20 protein-coding genes are annotated in these 17,454 nt (G+C 56.6%); 9 read left to right on the plus strand and 11 right to left on the minus strand.

Features of this window, described 5'->3' with window-relative positions; translation table 11 throughout:
- Window positions 1-36: 36 nt before the first annotated feature.
- Together PLANPX_RS27295 and PLANPX_RS27300 are read right to left on the minus strand one after the other, a co-directional pair.
- Window positions 37-201, minus strand: coding sequence for a hypothetical protein (locus PLANPX_RS27295; RefSeq protein WP_172992021.1), 165 nt, complete (start codon window positions 199-201; stop codon window positions 37-39).
- A 51-nt stretch (window positions 202-252) separates the two neighbouring features.
- Window positions 253-411 carry a hypothetical protein gene (locus tag PLANPX_RS27300; RefSeq protein WP_172992022.1) on the minus strand — a complete coding sequence of 53 codons (159 nt, stop codon included), beginning with the start codon at window positions 409-411 and terminating at the stop codon, window positions 253-255.
- Window positions 412-528: 117 nt separating this feature from the next.
- Between PLANPX_RS27300 and PLANPX_RS12455 the strand changes: the two genes are divergently transcribed.
- Window positions 529-801 (plus strand): hypothetical protein, encoded by a 273-nt coding sequence (locus PLANPX_RS12455; protein WP_152099050.1) that lies wholly within the window; start codon window positions 529-531, stop codon window positions 799-801.
- A 129-nt stretch (window positions 802-930) separates the two neighbouring features.
- On the opposite strand, the gene PLANPX_RS27305 is transcribed toward PLANPX_RS12455, so the two are convergent.
- Window positions 931-1,092 (minus strand): hypothetical protein, encoded by a 162-nt coding sequence (locus tag PLANPX_RS27305; protein ID WP_172992023.1) that lies wholly within the window; start codon window positions 1,090-1,092, stop codon window positions 931-933.
- A 425-nt stretch (window positions 1,093-1,517) separates the two neighbouring features.
- On the opposite strand from PLANPX_RS27305, the gene PLANPX_RS12460 reads away from it, so the two are divergent.
- The 4 genes from PLANPX_RS12460 to PLANPX_RS12475 all read left to right on the plus strand — a co-directional run bounded on the left by PLANPX_RS12460 (window position 1,518) and on the right by PLANPX_RS12475 (window position 7,180).
- On the plus strand, window positions 1,518-4,340 hold the full coding sequence (locus PLANPX_RS12460; RefSeq protein WP_152099051.1) for a hypothetical protein: 2,823 nt from the start codon (window positions 1,518-1,520) through the stop codon (window positions 4,338-4,340).
- Window positions 4,341-5,923: 1,583 nt separating this feature from the next.
- Window positions 5,924-6,373 (plus strand): hypothetical protein, encoded by a 450-nt coding sequence (locus PLANPX_RS12465; RefSeq protein ID WP_152099052.1) that lies wholly within the window; start codon window positions 5,924-5,926, stop codon window positions 6,371-6,373.
- 18 nt (window positions 6,374-6,391) lie between these two features.
- Window positions 6,392-6,646 (plus strand): hypothetical protein, encoded by a 255-nt coding sequence (locus PLANPX_RS12470; protein WP_152099053.1) that lies wholly within the window; start codon window positions 6,392-6,394, stop codon window positions 6,644-6,646.
- A 51-nt stretch (window positions 6,647-6,697) separates the two neighbouring features.
- On the plus strand, window positions 6,698-7,180 hold the full coding sequence (locus tag PLANPX_RS12475; protein ID WP_152099054.1) for a hypothetical protein: 483 nt from the start codon (window positions 6,698-6,700) through the stop codon (window positions 7,178-7,180).
- On the opposite strand, the gene PLANPX_RS12480 is transcribed toward PLANPX_RS12475, so the two are convergent.
- Both PLANPX_RS12480 and PLANPX_RS12485 read right to left on the minus strand, forming a co-directional pair.
- Entirely contained in the window at window positions 7,177-7,821 is a 645-nt protein-coding gene (locus PLANPX_RS12480; protein ID WP_152099055.1) for a PEP-CTERM sorting domain-containing protein, read from the minus strand. The two genes, PLANPX_RS12475 and PLANPX_RS12480, sit on opposite strands and share 4 nt — an antisense overlap.
- Window positions 7,822-8,763: 942 nt before the next feature.
- Window positions 8,764-9,855: a BRCT domain-containing protein gene (locus PLANPX_RS12485; protein WP_152099056.1), complete on the minus strand. Its 1,092-nt coding sequence runs from the start codon at window positions 9,853-9,855 to the stop codon at window positions 8,764-8,766.
- A gap of 123 nt (window positions 9,856-9,978) precedes the next feature.
- On the opposite strand from PLANPX_RS12485, the gene PLANPX_RS12490 reads away from it, so the two are divergent.
- On the plus strand, window positions 9,979-10,164 hold the full coding sequence (locus PLANPX_RS12490) for a hypothetical protein (protein ID WP_152099057.1): 186 nt from the start codon (window positions 9,979-9,981) through the stop codon (window positions 10,162-10,164).
- A gap of 262 nt (window positions 10,165-10,426) precedes the next feature.
- Here the strand turns inward: PLANPX_RS12490 and PLANPX_RS12495 are convergent, their stop codons facing one another.
- From PLANPX_RS12495 to PLANPX_RS12505, 3 genes are all read right to left on the minus strand, one after another.
- Window positions 10,427-11,155 (minus strand): PEP-CTERM sorting domain-containing protein, encoded by a 729-nt coding sequence (locus PLANPX_RS12495; RefSeq protein ID WP_152099058.1) that lies wholly within the window; start codon window positions 11,153-11,155, stop codon window positions 10,427-10,429.
- 893 nt (window positions 11,156-12,048) lie between these two features.
- Window positions 12,049-12,429 (minus strand): hypothetical protein, encoded by a 381-nt coding sequence (locus PLANPX_RS12500; RefSeq protein ID WP_152099059.1) that lies wholly within the window; start codon window positions 12,427-12,429, stop codon window positions 12,049-12,051.
- Window positions 12,430-12,550: 121 nt separating this feature from the next.
- Window positions 12,551-13,477, minus strand: coding sequence for a hypothetical protein (locus tag PLANPX_RS12505; RefSeq protein ID WP_152099060.1), 927 nt, complete (start codon window positions 13,475-13,477; stop codon window positions 12,551-12,553).
- Between the two features lie 276 nt (window positions 13,478-13,753).
- Between PLANPX_RS12505 and PLANPX_RS12510 the strand changes: the two genes are divergently transcribed.
- The gene (locus PLANPX_RS12510; RefSeq protein ID WP_152099061.1) at window positions 13,754-13,939 is read left to right on the plus strand and encodes a hypothetical protein; all 186 of its coding nucleotides are present in this window, start codon (window positions 13,754-13,756) and stop codon (window positions 13,937-13,939) included.
- Between the two features lie 54 nt (window positions 13,940-13,993).
- On the opposite strand, the gene PLANPX_RS12515 is transcribed toward PLANPX_RS12510, so the two are convergent.
- A complete protein-coding gene (locus PLANPX_RS12515) occupies window positions 13,994-14,737 on the minus strand; it encodes a hypothetical protein (RefSeq protein ID WP_152099062.1) in 744 nt (247 codons plus the stop codon).
- Window positions 14,738-15,091: 354 nt separating this feature from the next.
- Between PLANPX_RS12515 and PLANPX_RS12520 the strand changes: the two genes are divergently transcribed.
- Window positions 15,092-15,418, plus strand: a complete 327-nt coding sequence (locus tag PLANPX_RS12520; RefSeq protein ID WP_152099063.1) for a hypothetical protein — start codon at window positions 15,092-15,094, stop codon at window positions 15,416-15,418.
- A 311-nt stretch (window positions 15,419-15,729) separates the two neighbouring features.
- On the plus strand, window positions 15,730-15,903 hold the full coding sequence (locus PLANPX_RS27310) for a hypothetical protein (protein ID WP_172992024.1): 174 nt from the start codon (window positions 15,730-15,732) through the stop codon (window positions 15,901-15,903).
- Between the two features lie 12 nt (window positions 15,904-15,915).
- On the opposite strand, the gene PLANPX_RS12525 is transcribed toward PLANPX_RS27310, so the two are convergent.
- Together PLANPX_RS12525 and PLANPX_RS12530 are read right to left on the minus strand one after the other, a co-directional pair.
- On the minus strand, window positions 15,916-16,404 hold the full coding sequence (locus PLANPX_RS12525; protein ID WP_152099064.1) for a PEP-CTERM sorting domain-containing protein: 489 nt from the start codon (window positions 16,402-16,404) through the stop codon (window positions 15,916-15,918).
- A 124-nt stretch (window positions 16,405-16,528) separates the two neighbouring features.
- On the minus strand, window positions 16,529-17,317 hold the full coding sequence (locus PLANPX_RS12530) for a DUF1559 domain-containing protein (protein ID WP_152099065.1): 789 nt from the start codon (window positions 17,315-17,317) through the stop codon (window positions 16,529-16,531).
- Window positions 17,318-17,454: the final 137 nt, after the last annotated feature.

Consider the following 17,454-nt stretch of genomic DNA (forward strand, 5'->3'; position numbering starts at 1 on the left):
TTAGCGTCAACGCGGCGTTTTCTGAGTTACCGCACTTTAAGTTGACGCACGCTGGCAAGCCGTGGCGGCCACTGTCTGCAATGGATTATGCAATGGGTCGGTCGCCGCTTCAAAGTGCACGTCGAGAGTACGATTGTAGTGCTTATCGCCGATCGTTGGCGAGTTGCCCATCCACGCCGCGGTGACGTGCGATGGGAACACTTCGTTCCAATCCGTCTGCCGGCTCGCGCGCAGCGTGTGCAGCACTCTCGGCTATTGGTCGAGACCGAGTTTTTTGACGACTCGCTTCAGTCGCTTGCCGTAAACGCCGTCGCCTTCGCCCAACATGCCCGGCAGGACCAATTCTTCGCCTTCAGCGGCTCGGTCAAACTGCTGCTCGAGCAACGGTATCACCTCCGGGGCGATCGGCACGACGCGCAGATCGATCGTCCTGAAAATTCTTGCCGAGTACGAAGCACGCCTCGACGCCGAAGAGGCTGAGCGTGCAGGCCGTCGCTCCATCTCCAGCTGCAACCGTCGGAGGGGAGCATGAGCATCGTCAGCGAAGTCATCGAGCGACAACAGCACAACTGCAACGTCGCACGTGCCAAACGATCGGTCTGGCGTCAGCTGGAGTGGGACAATTTGTCGCATCTGTACGTTGAACCGCCGCGGCGAACAGCACGCCCGCGAGATCGCCCGAAAGGAAAACGCCCAATGACCGACTCCCTCCCCGACCCGATTCGCCGACGGCTCCGCGGCGACGAAATCGATCCTCAAGAGTTCGTCAACATCGCCCAGCAGTCTGGCAAAGGCGTCTAGTGGCTGCAGGATTTCGCCGAGACGGTCGCGAAGGGTAAGCAGCTGTTCGACTAGCGCCACAGCCGCGACTAGGACGGCGAGATTCAGAAGTCGATCGATGACTACCGCGAAGCCGTCAAAGTCGTCGACTTAGCCGCTGCCGCTATCCGCTTTGGCGTAGATCTTCTTGAGAAGTTCCTGCGACTCCTGCTGCATCGCCACCAGCTTGAGCACTTCGAGCTCGTAGGCCTCTTTGGCGCTGGGGCCACAACCCGCAAGCAACAACAAGCAGGCAGCTAAGGCAGGACGCATCGTCACCCTCTCACAACCCGCGGCCAGCGGTCCCGGCCTGACGCTCTCAATTTAGTCGCCGCTGTCGGAAAATCGAGCCAAGACGCTAGATACCGGGTTGAGTTGGAAAACGAAAACGCCCGCATTCCCGGCCGGTGGCTGAGAACGCGGGCGGAATTGGTGAGAGGGCTAACTGGTGACCTTGGCCGGAGGGTGGCAGGTAATCAATCACCGGGCTGCGTTGCATTCATCGCTGCGATTGCAACTGCTCGCGTTCATATTCTGATATTTCCGTTGAATCTCCTGATGTGTTATACCCACAAATTCGTATGTCGTTATCAAACTTTAGCTAGCTTTTGACGGAGATTGTAATGGTTGCATCGGCACGGAGGACGGTTGTTTGTGCAGCGATATTCTCAGTTTCAGCTGTCTTGATGAGTTCCGTAATGGCCGTTGAGTTCGTTGAGAAGGCGCACTACTGGGACCCAGTTGCGATGCAGTATAACCCACTTTACATCCCGCCGACGCTGCCTCGCCCATCTGACAGCATCATGGCAAAAGTGCAAAGCTCGTCTGGGGTAGTGATTGCACCCAATTGGATTCTAACGGCCTGGCATATCACTAATGGTGAGTCATTTAAGCCGGTGGGTATATCGGTTAACGGCGTGCCGTACTCGGTGGTGGACGAAATACTAGACGCTCCTGGTGATATGGCACTCCTGCGGATTGGCCTGCCTGACGGCGACGATGACCCTTGGAACAATTCGCCCACGCATAATTTACCTGCGAACTTCACAGATTATGCAGGCATTGACCCCGATCTCGAAGTGCCGGCTGGCTCAACGATTACACAGGGTGGATTTGGCGACGCATTCCTCAGAGATCCAGGCACAGGCTTTGTAATTAGCGGGCAAGGCCCCCAAGGCCATTTGCGTTGGGGTAAGAACGTTGTCACCAACGCCTTCGGTGGACCATCTATCAATTACAATTTCTCGTCTGTTGAGGAGATTGAGTTCGAAGGCCACGGATTGGGTAATGATTCTGGGGGCGGCTATTTCGTTAAGGATGGGTGGGATTGGAGGTTAGCGGGTATCACTCGCGACGTTGATTTTGCAGCGTCCGCAATGTACGCACCAAACTACAGTTGGATCGCCACTGCGCTTGGCGGAGACCTACCGTCGCTCACCTACGCATCCAAGCCGTCCAGCAACGTTGCGTGGATCGGGGCGGCGAATGGTGCGTGGATCACGCTGGCGAACTGGGAAGACTTAGACACGCCAGGCTCGAACAACAAGCTACCGACTGCGACGGATGTCGTTGAAATAACGACGATTTCCGGCCCTCAGATCGGTTCAGGCGTTAATGCTGTAGCGCGAAGCCTGCTTGTCGGCCGATCCACAGTGAATCCAGCCGATGCTGCTAAGATGACAATCGCCACGGGCGGGCAAATCAAGGCCGACCAAATTTTTGTGGGCGAGGGTGCCAGTGATATAGGCAAGGTCGATATCACGGGCGGGGCAGTGGCCGTCGACACAGAGTATGTAGGTTTCCGCGGTCAGGGCAGCGTCGCCCACACGGGCGGAACAAATACGGCGGCCAAAATCATTATCGGCAAAGACAATAACGGCCTCGGAGGCACTTACACACTGACTGGGGCCGCATCGGCAGGAAGCACGCCAGTTGTCAACGTCGGCGCCATTGAAATTGGCGATGAAGACTCAAGCTCGGGCGAATTCATTATCTCCGGAGGAAGCTTCGCAACGGTCAATTCCGAAACCGTCATCGCGGGAAAGAACGGCGAGGGCGTGTTTACTCAGCAGAAAGGCCAGCACTCCGTCTCAGGGTCTCTGGTTATCGGAAAAAACAGCGGTAGCGACGGACTATACGAACTGTCTTCACCAGGGATTCTTACATCGAAGCGCACTGTGGTCAGCGAGAATGGGATAGGAGCTTTCTTCCACTCAGGCGGGAAACTTACAACTGAGGAACTGAAGATTGGCGCTAACGGTCACTATCTGAAGACGCTAGGCACAACTCAAGCTGAAATTGTGGAGGTCACGGGCGAGTTCGCCCACATGGGCGGAACACTTGAGACGCGAAAAATTGTCGGCGAGATCGACTTCGTCAATGGCAGCAGCTTAGTCAAAGCGAACGGCCTCGCGGACTATTCTGCAGCCAACTTCACCAACGCCCTTAACACTGAGCTTCTGATTGGGGAGGAATCTCTTGTCCTCTTAGGTAGCGCAGGACAGTTCGGCGCCGTTACACCACTCGGCGATTTGGCGCCGCACATTGTTGGGAGCACGCTTGAAGTCAGTGACGGCGGATTTCGTGGCATCGGAGCAATATCGGACCCGGTCGAGTTTTACGACGGGGCCTACGCGATCGCTTCTGACAGCGGCGAGAAATTCTTGAGTTTTGAAGGCGGCTTCACGGCTGTCTCTGGCAGCAGCACGTTGGACACGGACGGCTCAGATGGATTTCTATTCGGAAACAGCGGCCTACAAATCGACTCTGGCGCGGTCCTCGCACTGGGTGGAGGTGCGACACTAGAGTCAAGCGCGGCGTCAATCTCCGTAGAAGGCGCTCTAGCGTTACCCCCTAGATCGGCGACTAGCCAAGGATTGCTATCCATCGACAGCAACTCTACTTCACCGCACGTAGCGATTGAATTCGATTCCGGCGCTCAGCTGCAGATTGTGGCCAAAGGCGCTGCCTCAAGCTCTCAGTATGACAGGATACTAATTGAGAGCAGTAACGCCATCGAACTTACGGCTAGTCTAGATGGTGAGTTGTCCCTGGAACTTGCCAGCTACTCGCCAAGTCCGCGCGATGTAATGAAAATCATAAGCGTCTCGGATGCGTGCACGATTAGTGGAAACTTTGCGACAGTGAGTGTAGACGGTGGCGACGTGATTATAGACAGTTTGGATATCGCCATGGCGGTTTTGTACGACTGGCCCGGGGTGTTTGGAGGAGGAGTTGCTGTGCGCGCTACGCTCCCTGGCGATTTTAATCTCGATGACGAAGTGGACTCCGAAGATGTTGGGGTCTGGTTAGACAATTTTGGTCTGACCGGCGCGACATGGAAGGATGGCGACATCAACGGCGATGGCGCAGTCGACGGCTATGATTGGATTCCATTGCAATCGCACATTGGAGATTCTTGGCCGTCACTAGTCTCAGTTCCGGAACCGGCTTCAGCGGCGATGCTGCTAATGTGCGGCGTAGCGCTCGGGGCACGCCGGATCGCTCGCAAGCGTACCTGAATCGCGCTGATTGCCGCCAACTCTGGAAAAGGCCCCTCGCATCGTGAAAGCGGGGGGCCTTTTCGTGCGCGCATCACTTGCGCACGACTCAAACCTGTAAATACTGCCTTGGCCGAGGAGCAGATGAGAGCGATTACGGGGCTGTGGCCTGCGAACCCGCTGCGATTCTCGGCGCTGGCTAACTTGCGCCCTCAGCCTGGTTGAGGCTCGTGCCGCACGCGACCTGACTTGGGGACGTCCGTGCTATGGGTGGCGCTCGAAGTTGAACTCGACGAGTAGCCGAGTTGTTCCTCAACAATTCACTCGCCCCGCGAACCTAGCGAATCTGGCGGGGCGCTCTTTTTGCTCAAGGAGTACGTATCCACTCGCTCGGCGTTGCGTTAGTGCATAAGCGATTAACAAGCCGAGCGTGGCTATTACGAAGCTGGTGGGTTCCGGCACGAGCGACCAACGAATCGCGAAGCGGCCTTGCCCTCTAACTTCTCCTATACCGACAACGTTCCCACACTCATCGACATCAGTCGATACAGACGAATAGAACGTTAGCCCCGTTTGCTGCTCGAGGATGCTGTGTAAGTCAATGACGCTGTCTGCACTCCCTTTCCAGGCGAGAGCCCGTGTGACGTTGCTGTTAGCGAGTGCGCCGTTGCCAACTTGCCACTCGCCAGCTGCGGCCTGGGCACTTGTGTAAGTGAATCCAGGCGGGTGGAGGTTTACAACGCTGCTCGCGCTACCATGCCACAGCAGTGCGTGGGCCTGAACCGGTTCGCTTTTGGTCATTCCGTAGCCGACCTGTGACGTCCCTCCGCCTCCGTACGCAGTCGTCAGTCGATAACTATCTGGATGCAAGTCGACGACGCTTTCGGCAGTCCCATGCCACACTAACGCATGGTAGGTCGAGGGCGAACCGACTAATCCCCAACCTGTTTGGCCAGTTTCGTCAGCGGCCCATGCATACGTTTGGGAGTAAGACGGGGCATGTAAGTCGACAACACTCGCCGAAGTCCCACTCCACAGCAGGGCGTGATACGCACTGCCACCTGTCGCGATACCCGCACCGACTTGAGTAGATTCGCTCACGTCGGTGGCAGTAGATTGCCTATAACCTTCAGGATGAAGGTCAATGACGCTCTCAGGCGTGCTATGCCAAAGTAGAGCGTGGGTCTCTCCTCCGGCGATCGTTCCCTGGCCAACTTGTGAATTGCCGTGAATTTTGCTAGCTGACGACGCAGCAAACCCAGCTGGATGGAGGCTTACAGGCGGTGAGGACGGGGTTGGCCACAATGCAGCTGCATTGCCTGGATTGCCGAGCCCTCCGACAGTTGCATCGCCATACAATCCACCGGCTGCCGCTTGTTGGGGAGATTGGTTTAGGAGCGATACTTGATACGTTGCCGCATTGAGTCGGCCGCATGCTGAAATTAGCAATACGAGTAGTGCTTCCACTAGAGTGGATTTCATCAGTGTGTCTCTGCTCTTCCCCTGACTGGCCGCTTGCAACTGTAATTGATGTGGACAGGGTTGGCAATTATTCTGCGTTAGTTAAGCGGCCCGAAGAATATCAGTCCGCTATACTGCCCCGAATGCTCACCTACTTCCGCTACGCCCTGGCGACGATTTGCTTCATGCTGAGCATGGCGTGCTTGGGGCTGTGGGGAGCAAGCTACGCGACGAAACCAGCGTTGGATGTAGTGATGCCATCGTGGGATCGCTCTCTAAGTCTCACTGCGATCAAGGGCATGTGCTACCTAGAGAGAGTCCGAATCGGGGGTAAGAGCGCTATAGCAGCCGATCTCAACTTGAGCATCTCAAGAGAGCGTCTTGGGTTTGTTGACGCCTTCGTTCGAAATGGAGATCTGAGCAGCATCGGAGGCGACGTCGACCAAATCCGTTTCCCGACCTGGTATCCCGCCCTCGTCTTCGCCCTAGCCGGCGTCGGCGCCCTCCGCCTCGGCCGCCGCTTCACGCTTCGCTCGGCGATCATCGCCACGACGGTTGTGGCGGGGCTGTTGGGGATGGTGGTGGCCCTTTAATCGCTCGTCGAGATGTATATGCCTCGATTCAATCTTCGCAATCTAATGATCGCCATGACGCTGGCCGCGATCTGGGGAGCGACGCTCGTTAACTATCGTCGTTTGATCGATCATCCGAGCGGATGGGCTTTAGCGATTTGCCTGCCGCTGTGGGTGTATTTGGTTGCCGGACCGTTCGTTGTCGCCGGGGCTGCTTTTGGGAACGTCGTGACCGGGATAAAGTTCGGCTTGACGTGTGCGGTGCTTCTGTTTGCGTTCATCTTAATGCTTTGACGAGAGGCCCTTCCTCTCCCACCCGCTTCGGCGGCGGTTAGAATGGGCGGCATGACGCTCGATGAGGCTAAACACGCTGCAAAGATCATGGCTGGCGAGAAAGGCGTTGTCTTGGGCGAGTTGCTCTGGAGTCAGGCCGCGATTGAAGAAGGCGCATGGGCTTTAGGATACGCGGTGACAGACGAGCCGCTGTGTTTTTCCTGGAACTTTCTGCTCCGCCCGTCACGCCAGAATGAAATTATGGTCTGCGCTCCGAACGTCCCGAAAAACTGGCGTCCCGACACGGGTGGAATGCTAAGCATGAAATGGAAGAACGTTTTAGGTGCTCTACTTGTGCTCTTCGCCGCCCTGGCGTTTCTGTACGCCACGGGACTTGCCATCGTGCTGATTCAGGCGTCCAAGTTTAAGGATGCTTCGATCGTCTGGACTCTTGGAGGATTTATCGCGATAGTCCTGCTCATCGCGAGCGGAATGGCGTGGGCTGGTGTCCGCCTTCTCCGTTCGCCTAACCCCGCCCCGGAAGCCGGCGGCTAGGTCTGCTTTCGCTGGGAAGTGGCGGGGGGCTGCGGTCTTCTTCGCCGAATCAACGCCACGGCACTCAAAGCTAGCAGGTGGGGCGTTGACGGCTCGGGAATATAAACTGCTCGAAAGCGCGCTGTCACGTCACTTTGGCCGACGAACTTCAAGTCACCGCCCGTAGTCGTCACTGGTTGATCTTCGGGGTAGTTGTACAAAACACCAATCCCGACTGTTTCCTCAAGCTCGGACCCTATTCTCCAGCCACTAAAAACAGGATCGTGTGGGCCATTGAATATGTCAGCAAGAGAGGCTGAACGACTCCATCCAATCACGCTAAGTTCGTTATTACAGAAGGTCCGAGTTCCTGACGTTATTCGAAATTGTCCCACGTCCTGAATATCTATAGTAGTAACTAAGTGATTGAGGGAGAAAAGTCCTATCCCAGGAGGTTGCGCAGGGTCGGACATTCCGGTGAATGTGACGTTCTGTGTGTCGGCAATCCCTGTGACCTTGAACGCCTTGTTGTTGAAGATCGTGTCTCCGATCTGTCCAGAACCCTCCCCGAAATGTTCAAGGCGAATCGGGTAAGCTGAAGCTACGGTTGAGGCAATGGCGAGACTTATCAAACTGAGAAAAATGCATATGCGGGCGTTCATTTGCGACTCCTAAGAAACGGCGTGTTGGGAAAAAGCATATGCGGAGAGATTAGCTTACCGCAACATCACACCGCCTTATCCGCCCGCAAAGATGAGGGATGAAGTAAGTCGCTATGCTCGCACTTCCTGCCACAGTTTGATTATCTCTCGCATCCTTGCTTTCTCCGTCGGGGCCTCAATCCCTCGTTGGTCGAGGCGATCGTTCACGACTGACAGGAATGTGGCTTCACCGAATCCCTTAGTCTCCCAGGCTCTATTGAAGCCGTGCAAACTGTTAGTGGCGCTATTGGCTTGGCAAAAACGTAGCACCGTGTCCATTCCCATAAGTAACCCAACGAGCCCCTCCGCTGTCCCTGAGAATAGGTGCGGCGCACTCTCAGCTAGTTCAAGAATTTCTTCAATGAACTTGGCGACATCAGCGGCACTTCTTTCCATAACTATCGCCGTGAGCTATTCGGAGGGTGAAGCTGGGGCGGGGCATTGGGGGCGTATTACGACTTACCTCGTATGACGCGGTTTCCTCCGTAGATCAATGCTCCCGCGAGAGAAAGGATTGCTAGTCGTCCATACCAACTGAAGGTGATTGGCATGTCTTTTGGATGAGCGAACCAGTCGAGCAGCATTGCCGCGAGAAGAATGGCGGCAATTGTGTAAGCCACTAGCCCCTCCCACCGCGGCGGCGGAACGCTGTACAGCCGCAAGCACTCCAGGCACTGACGGCGGGGTGACACGACGATTTCATTCTCTTGCCCAGTCGCGATTCTGAATCGCAGCGACCCACAATCTGGGCAGCCCTGACCTGGAGCTGCTCGACGCTCGCACCGTTCCCTGTAACGGAACCAGGCGAACGAGATCAGTGCGAGCAGGCTGACCGCTGCGACCGCTGCGAGACCAAGGAGGTTGTTATCCATCGGCGACACTGCTGCATGATGGTGGCGTCGGTCACATTGCCGACGACGCCAATCTCTCTCCGCAACGTTTGTTTTGCAAGCGTTGGCGGAAATCGGTCGCACAGATTGAGCGGTGGTGCGTCTGCGGCGGTCCGCCCGACCATCGAGCCGCGCAACGCGGGAGCGTAAGAGGCGGGCTGCTAGCGGCTGTGGCCCAATTCACAGATTCCAGCGTATCGCCACCGTGGTCGGCAACTGCATCCCAGAAATCGAGCTCGTGAACGATCAGCACCCGCTGTCCATTCCGCCTACGATGAACCGCATCCTCGACTTTGCGCCCGTAGCATGAGTACGCCCAGCAAGGGTTGCCGTTAGCGCCGACGATCAGGAAATGCGTATCGTTGCGAAGGCTTTTATGAAATTCGCCGCCGAGTTTCTGGATCACTTCGACCAGTCCCGACCGTGTAGATCGCTTTGACGCGCCGGTAAAGCAAAAGAATCGATTCTCGAAAGCGATTTCTGGCGCAAACGCGCAAACTCCACTCACGGTAGAGGACCGATCAAGGGCTCCGACTGCCTTCCTTCCGGGCGTAATGGTGAACTCGCCGAAGAACTGCAGAAGCGCTTCGTGCTCCTGGTCGTCGATCTTCCCGTCTTTCAGTACATGCGCAATCACGGTCTCAAGCTCATCGTATGGCCAGCAAGCTCGCAGATGCGCGTGGTCGTCCACCCAAGCGGAAAGCTCGTCTAGTTCCTGCTTGTTGATTCGACCGTCGGCGACGATGCCTCCGAGGAACCCGTGGAGCTGTTGTATGTCGGCAGTCACGTCATCGTAATAGTTACCGGCGCCGCTGAATCGCTCGCAGAGCCAGAGTAAGTCGGATCGCTCTTCCTCATCGATGACGCCATCGGCGACGACGGCGTGAATGTGAGGAATGAGCTCGTTGAACGGATGCCGGTCTAGGAACTCATGATAGTTGCCTAACCATTTTGTCAGCGCAGCAAGCTCTGTGGTGTTGACGCGGCGGTCAGCAACTAAACCTCCAATGATTCCGTAGAGGCTATTGGTCGCGGTCTCAAGCCGCTGCTTGCCGGTGTATTGCATGTACCCCTGGTGGTCGACGTGACGGTCGTCTTCGTACATAGAGCACCTGTGGAGAAGAGAAATCGCACCGACTCATATGCTAATACGCGGCATGGATGATAGCAAAGCTTCTGGTTGACTTTTGCGGCGGACTTCCCGCAATAGGCCCCATCGTGACGCACTTTGCGGAGCGAAGTCGGTCGCAAGACTGAACCGCCGTCGACGTGGACGGTTGAGGAATCGTTCGGCGATCGCACCGCACGCAACCGCCCGACCAACTGGGGCTTTAAGTTGGCCAACCAGCTGATGCAAGAGATCGAAGAGGGCGAGCCGATCGACCTCGACGACTGTTGCCCGGCGGCGGTGTAGCGTGTGGCTGCCGATGCTCGCCGCGTTCGCGTGAAGCGATTCCATTCCGGTCGAAGCGACGCTAGCTGGCTTGCGAAGTGACGCCGTACCGAGGGGCAGGTCGGTACGGTCGTCAGCTTCACAACGTCCATTCGCCGCGGGAGCGTGATACGCGGCGACAGCGACATTTATACCGCCAATCGGACGACAAATGCATCTGATAAATAGTAGTTTTGAGATTCCCTCGCGGGAATGCGAGATTGTTGTCGGGCAGGCGGCGGGGTTATTTGCGACGACGGAGGGCGGCGAGGGCGATTGCACCAACTCCGGCGAGTGCGATGGCTGAAGGCTCAGGAATCACATCTCCATAGATGGTCATCGCAAGCCCCGCTTGATTCCTTCCGTATGCGAACCAAGTTCCGTAAAGATTCGTTTTCGCAGCAAGTCGCCTCCACGGTTCCGTCAGCGCGCTGTAATTCCACGAGAATCCGTAATCAGTTTCCGGGTCATTCTCGACAACCGAAATAACGTGGACTGCGGTAGGGTCATAACGGATTAGAAGAGGCGTTTTAAAAATGGATTCAAAGCGATAGCTGGTCAAACTGTATTCGGGCAGCAATTCGTAAGTGGCTTCGACGTTCAAGAGGTCCAGCGGGGTTTGCTCGATTGGAATCCGTGGATCGGTCGTGTGGTGCCGAATGCTAATTTCGAAATCAATTGTACCCCCGTTATTCGGCGCGGCTTTGTCGATCGGCTGCCAATCCGGCCCGCGATTGTCTAGGTAATGGCCGATCCAGGTGATGCGCGTCACCCGAACGTCGCGGGTTCCGAAATTGATAATTTGGCCGCTTTCTCGTCGATCCGGCCAATCCGGAGTTCCGCGATTAGAACGTTCGCCTAGCGTTAACGCCGCCGGCTCATTCTGAAGAAGGATCGCGGCCAATGTGTAGTTCGGCCGCAATGTGCAGCACAGGCAGAGAGCAACTGCTGCAAAGGCTTTCGATAAGTGCATCGACTGATGTCCGTGTTTGCCCCACGGCTCGCGGGAGCGAGTTTATGACGGCCGAGTCTGTTTGTCAATTTTGTTTCCCCCTAACCCTTTGGAGACCCGCCAATGGCAAGTTTAAGTACCGGAGCCGATGGGCTCAGCAAAATCTATTTCAAGGGCGCCGGCGGCAAACGCCAGTGCCTCTACCTATAGGCCGCACGACGAAGAAGAAGGCGGAGGCGATCGAGCGCGCCGTTTCCGATCTGGAACGTTGCCGCGTTGATGCGAACGTTCCCCACGCCTCGACGACGATGTGGCTGGCTGACGTCTCGGGCGAGCTCCACGTCAGCGAATCGCGAATTACCCAGTGCATATTCCAGCGCACAAGCCCCTCTGGAACCACTCCAAGGCGGGAGTGCGTAGACGAGGCCCGCGGGGCTCGTCCGAATGACCTTTGCAACGAGCGGCGCCGAGGCAAACTCGGTTTCGTTCGCATCGGCTCGCGAATTCTCTCTGAGCCGTCAGAGTTGCGGCGGTGGATTACCGTCAACCGCGTTCCAGTTTCGAAGTCGGGGGCGAGCATGAAAGCGATAGCCAATGGAATTCGACTCACCCCCAGCCTACCGGCCGAGGTCAGCAGCCGAATCGCCAAGCAAAAACGAAGAGTGCTGCCAGCGCAGCCAAGACGAGAATCGCGGTTGCAGGAGCCTGCCCCGCCGCCGCGAGACATGCCCCGATCGCCGCAGCTAAGACGGCGGCTCCGCAAATCGCTTGGAACGTCCTCTTCAGAAAAGGGTCAAAGTCTGGCATGCCCCGCATTCTAACCGCCGGCGGATGCGGATAGCTAACCTGCCGCCGGCTGCCGGTCCTACAACCACTTTGCTCGCGCCGCGTCTCGGCATTGGCGTCGGTGAGAGCTATGGTCGCTGAGGTTCGTCGCGGGCTTCCATGAAGCCTTCCGTTACAGCCTTCGCCATCGCCTTCATGCCGCGTTGGGTATTTTCACCTATGTAGTTCACCACGTCCTTTGCCACCGGCGCCGTTTCGCCAGCCAAATAGCGCTGGACGACGCCAACGTACCCAAGCATGGACATGACGCCTCCGACGAACATCATTGGCATTCCCAGAAAGGCACACCAAAATAATCGGGGTGCGCCGCCTCCGCTCATTGCAAAAAAGAAGATCCCGATCGCGATGCCCGTAAAAAGAAGTCCGGAAGCCAGCAGCACCGGCCCGTCTACCTGCATTGCAAGTCGAAAACTGGAATGGCTGGGAGGCCGCAATCGACTCTCATGCATGCCGAAAACTCCGAAGGGCGAATTAGGTCGGGAGTCAAATTCAGTTTGATTGGTTTTCGCCGCTAGTCGACAGATCTTGGCGTCGCTTTCGGGTTTTCAAGCGAATTCGAGCCGCCTTCGCCTACTTCCGCTGTTCCCGACCAGCAGGCTTCGGCGGTTCGCTGTTCAGAAACTTGAAGATAGCAACACTGCCAAGGATGAATATAAGCGTTCCAAATATTGCCTTCCAAAAATCTTGAACGTGAGCCAGCAACTGATAGAACACCACAACGAAGATGATCAACCAGCAGAATGCGATCGGGGCAGCTAGAAGTTTTGTACTAAGTACAGAGAAGATGCGAGTCTGAAATCTTCCATTAATAGGCGGCTCGTCGTTAATTGAAGGCTCACGCCTGAATCGCGTGGCTGGATCGTCTGCGTCATTCTCTGAGTGGTGGTCATCCCACCAATCTTCGAGGACCTTTATCTGGCGATGTGCTGCGTTCACTGAGACGCTAATGAATATGCACATCGCAAGCCCCACAATAGATATCCCAGCCAAAATACACTTAACTTTAAAGCTGTGCCTTCTGAGTCTTTTGAGCTTGCGCTGCTCGACTTCGGCCTCAACTCTCGCCTTTGCCTCGGCCTCAGCAGTGGCTTTGGTCTTCGCAATCACGATATCGTCGGCTTCAGCCTGCACCGATTCAGATGTAGTCGTAGTGCGGCGGCATGGCGGTTTGCTACCCATCGAGGGAGCAGCGACAAGAATGTCTTGCTCAGGCGAAGGCGCGTCGCCATCGAGAAAGTCATTGACGACTGCCGCTTGAAAAATCAATGCGAATGCGGCGAACAGAAAAGCTTGGGAGGCAATCAGCCAAGTTATTCGGTGATTTACGAGTAAGTTTTCATGTTCGATAGACGTCCGAATTCTCTTCCAGTTGACAATCGCAATGTCATGGAACTCATCCCAGCCTGCCTCTCCTCGCTGGGGCAGTGAACCGCTTGACTGGGTGGAAACAGCTGCTGGAGGGGGATCTAGCTGAGGCGACGGATCACTCGACGACATTAGTTTACCCCGGCACACGATGAGGAGATTAGCGACTCAAGTCGACGCGGCTACCAGAGCACATAATCTGCCGTCTCGACATGGATTTTGCAATAGATGTGGAAAAATCGATGGTCTTATCGATTCTTTTCTCGCTTTTTATTGCTTCGCCCAGCTGCCGCGGCGCTAGAGCGTGATTAGCTGGCCGGCCGTGCGCCTGCAATGGCAGGCGCACGCTGAGGTTTTCGTCAACCAGCCGGCAAATCTCATGGTCGGACATTGGTAGAAGGAGGCAGCATGAGCATTTCGCTACCCCTCGACGTTCGCAGTCGCAGTTTGGAACTGCATTGGATGAGCCCGGCGCAAATCAGCGAGGCCGTTGGCGTCGCGCTGGAGCAAGTCGAAGCGGTTGTCTCGGAGCCCATCGCTGAGAGTCGCCGAGGTTGCGGGCGGCACGAGCGGACCGTCCGAGATTCACGTTAGCGACGAGGCCGCTTAGTTGCCGATCGACCCGTCGCTGACAGGCGGCGGGGTTACTCAGCCGCTTGTTCGTGAGGAACTGTGCCCCCCCGCCTCCGGCTGCGGGGCGGGCGCACATTGAGTATTCGCGGCCTCAGCTTTCGGTTTGGCATGGCGTAGACGACTTAGCAGAGCGGCGACGGCGTTCTCTTCCGCCGCCTGCAGAATGTGTGGAAGGAAAGCGCGAGTAGTCACATATCCGATTAGAAAACCGCCTGCGCTAAAAAGAACGATAACTGCTGTCGCGACGCTTAGCGATGCGGGCGCATCGCCAAAACCAATAGACATCAGAGCCGCAAGTCGATTGACCAAAGTCGGGATCTCGTTCAGTTCAATCAATCCGACGCCAACAATGATCTTAGTTAGCCAGTCGGACACTTGCTCTAAATTGGTATTCGCTGCGAGTCGATGTCTTTTCACTTCATCAATTAACGTCAGCTCAAGCGGCGAGTTAACCTCGGGCTGCGTCGTCCGCGCCGGCGGTGGAATTGAATCTGACACGACGCGCGGAATCGCAAAAAGAAAACCGATGATAGCGCCGACCGCGCAAATACCGAACGACCAAATGAGCATCGTCGCCGACTGTGGCCAATCGGATGAATAGAGTACGCAAAGCGCGAACAGAGCAACCGCTAGGAAACCCGACATCCACAGCAGGAGAATTCGCAGTCCAAAAAAATTAGGACCATGAGATGACGGTTTAGCGTCGCCGTTTTGGGGGTGAGGGTCTTGGCCAAGACAAATCTGGAAGGTTTTAAACACTTCTTTTCTCCTGGATCTTATATGCGGCGACATGAATCTATGCAGTCACTATCAAACATGCAATCGCTGGCAATTTTGTCTTCGCAGAAAAGAACCCGACAACGCTGAACACAGTTTCCAAACACCGGGGACGCGGTCGCAAATATCGACAGCACGTCTTCGCTGCGAACCCTTTCGAAGGGGTGAAGCGAGGCTCCTACGTCTCGCCCCGCGAGGCTTACGCGACGCCGCGAAGAGGCGTGAATTTCTGAACCTGAAGCGGATCTTATCTTCACCTCACCGGGGTCTCAGCCGGCTGGGCGATGATTCATGCAGAGTTGATTGGCAACTCTCTGTGAGTCTAAGGAGCCAGCCATGCGTCACACGTCGCCCCAGCAAATTTCGTCGCCCGTCCAACAATCGCCCGAACGTAGCCTCGCCATCGCGACGGCGATCGCCTGCCTGATCGCGGTAGTATGCCGGCTGCTTGCCCGGCTGATTTCCGACCACCACGCGGAGCTCGACGGATTTATTTTCTTGGCCGCGATCTTTTGGGGGTATTCGGCGGTTGGGTACTTTGCCGCAGTTGCGAAGCAGCGGCGTCAGCGGACGGCGAACCGTCGTTGGGGATTGGCGCCGATTCGCTCCGCGATCATTGCGACGCTGGGAGCGGGACTGCTGGGAGCGGTAGTGGCGCTGTAGGGAGATTTACGGCGGCGCTCCTAGCCCCGGGCTTCGCCCGGGGGTTGCGCTATGTGGGGCGATGCGTCACGGAATGGTTAGCGACCCCCGGGCGGAGCCCGGGGCTAGGTTGTTTGCTTCGAGCCCTTGCTGATGCGCGTTTAGAGCATCGCTTTCGCAATGCTGAGAACGAGCAGCACACCGGCGGAGATGAGTAACGCGGCGCCAGTGCGACCGAACAATGCGCCTAAAGCGAGAATGGGCCAGCAGGTAACGGAAAGCACCTGGAGGCAGTGCAATAAAAGGACTCCGTCGAACAAATTCGGAGCCCAATGGGAGTCTCGAACATCTCCCACGACGAACTGAGCGAGGCCTGCGGCGACCCAGAACATGGCGAAGAGTGCGTTTCGCAGTTTGAATCGAAAGCGACTGCTCAACTGCGAGACGATGCTAACGCCCATCCGAACCTCGAGGTTCCATTCCGCGCTCCGCTATTGCCGGAGTGAGTATCGTGCGTCTTAGGCAACTTGTCGAGGGCGATGCCGGAGCGAAGCGAGCGCGGTCAACCCGCAGAGCAAGAGACCAAGCGTCGCGGGTTCGGGGACTTGAATGATCGTCCCCTTGCGCAATGCCGCCGCGTTGTACGGATCGTAGTAGCTCAACTCTTCGATCGGCGTTCCTGGAGGAACGAGTTTGCGAAGCAACACCGAGTCCAAGTTTAACTCTCGCGGCCAGAGAACGAAGGTTTCGCGGGGGGACATGCGGAGGTACTGTGGAATCAGCGGCTGCGATGGGAATAAGTCGATCGAAGCAATTGAGTAGTTGACGTCAAAGAGGCTAGAAGCTGAGAAGATGTGGAAACTAGTCAGGCGAGGTTCGCTCATTCCTTTGACGCGCAGATCGCCCGTCGCGGGATTATATTCTGCGTAGGCGGGCGCCTGCGCTGACGCCGTCGGCAGGTAGAGGAGCGCGAAGAGAATGAAGAGAACGAGAGAAGAGGGCCGCATCGCTTGGACTCCGGCTTGGATCGGCTGCTGCGAATCGGAATTATAATACAATTTATTTGCGGAGATGCAACGAGTATTAGCGCGTGCGGCCAGCCGGCTCGTCGCAATGCCGTTCCGCAGGTGATCAGCGCTCGGGAATCGCGCCGTCGTCTTCGGCGGAAATGGTAGTCATGGCCCGGAGCGAATTCGGATCGGTCTGCTTTGAGAGCAGTTGGGTATGACCATCAGCGAATAGGGCGAGAAAAGAATCGATCGGGTGCTGTGATTTAGGCTCATCACCCGCGAACATTCCAAACAACGCTGTTTCGTCGACGTCTTCCGGCGACATCCAATGGACCGCATTTTCTTTGGGGGCGTCGATGACGAGTAGGGCGTTGGCGGCGACCTTTTCGAGCTCATCGGGCGTCCGGGAATTGGCGGCGCGGATCGCGCTCTCCGGCGTGACGACGGCGAGGTAGGTTGTCAGCGGCGACTTGGGGTCGTCGAACGCAACGGACGGGCATTGGTAGCATTCCATGACGGCATTCGCAGCTTTCGCGTTTGCAGGATCGTTCCAAGGTTTCGTGAAATCAATCGATCGGTAGCCTTCCCAGTCTTCCATGTACGGCACAATAAGCGTCCGCCAACTGTGGAGACGATTGCCTTCGGCGTCGGTTGTGTAAGCGGGCGGGTAGTGGCCGTGGACGTTGGCGTACATCTGAAGACCAAGACCGATTTGCTTGAGGTTGTTGCGGCAACTATTGCGACGGGCGGCTTCGCGGGCGTCTCCCATCGAAAGCAGCAACATCGCGATGACGAGGCCGACGATGGCGAACAGAGCAAGGAACTTAAGCACCGGCGTCAACCAATTGCGGGTAGGCTGCAACTCGCCGCGGAGGATTCGTAGTTGACTGACTGGCTGGTCGGCGTTCATGAGTATGATGAGATCGAGAAGCAGGCCGGAGCCGCGTGCGTTGCGGCGAGCGCACCTTGCCGCTCGGCTCCATCATATCGCTGCCTGCGTGAAAATCGATCGGTTCGTCGTGGTTCGCCGAAAACCGACGGCGGAGT

The sequence above is a fragment of the Lacipirellula parvula genome, assembly GCF_009177095.1.
Lineage (GTDB): Bacteria > Planctomycetota > Planctomycetia > Pirellulales > Lacipirellulaceae > Lacipirellula > Lacipirellula parvula.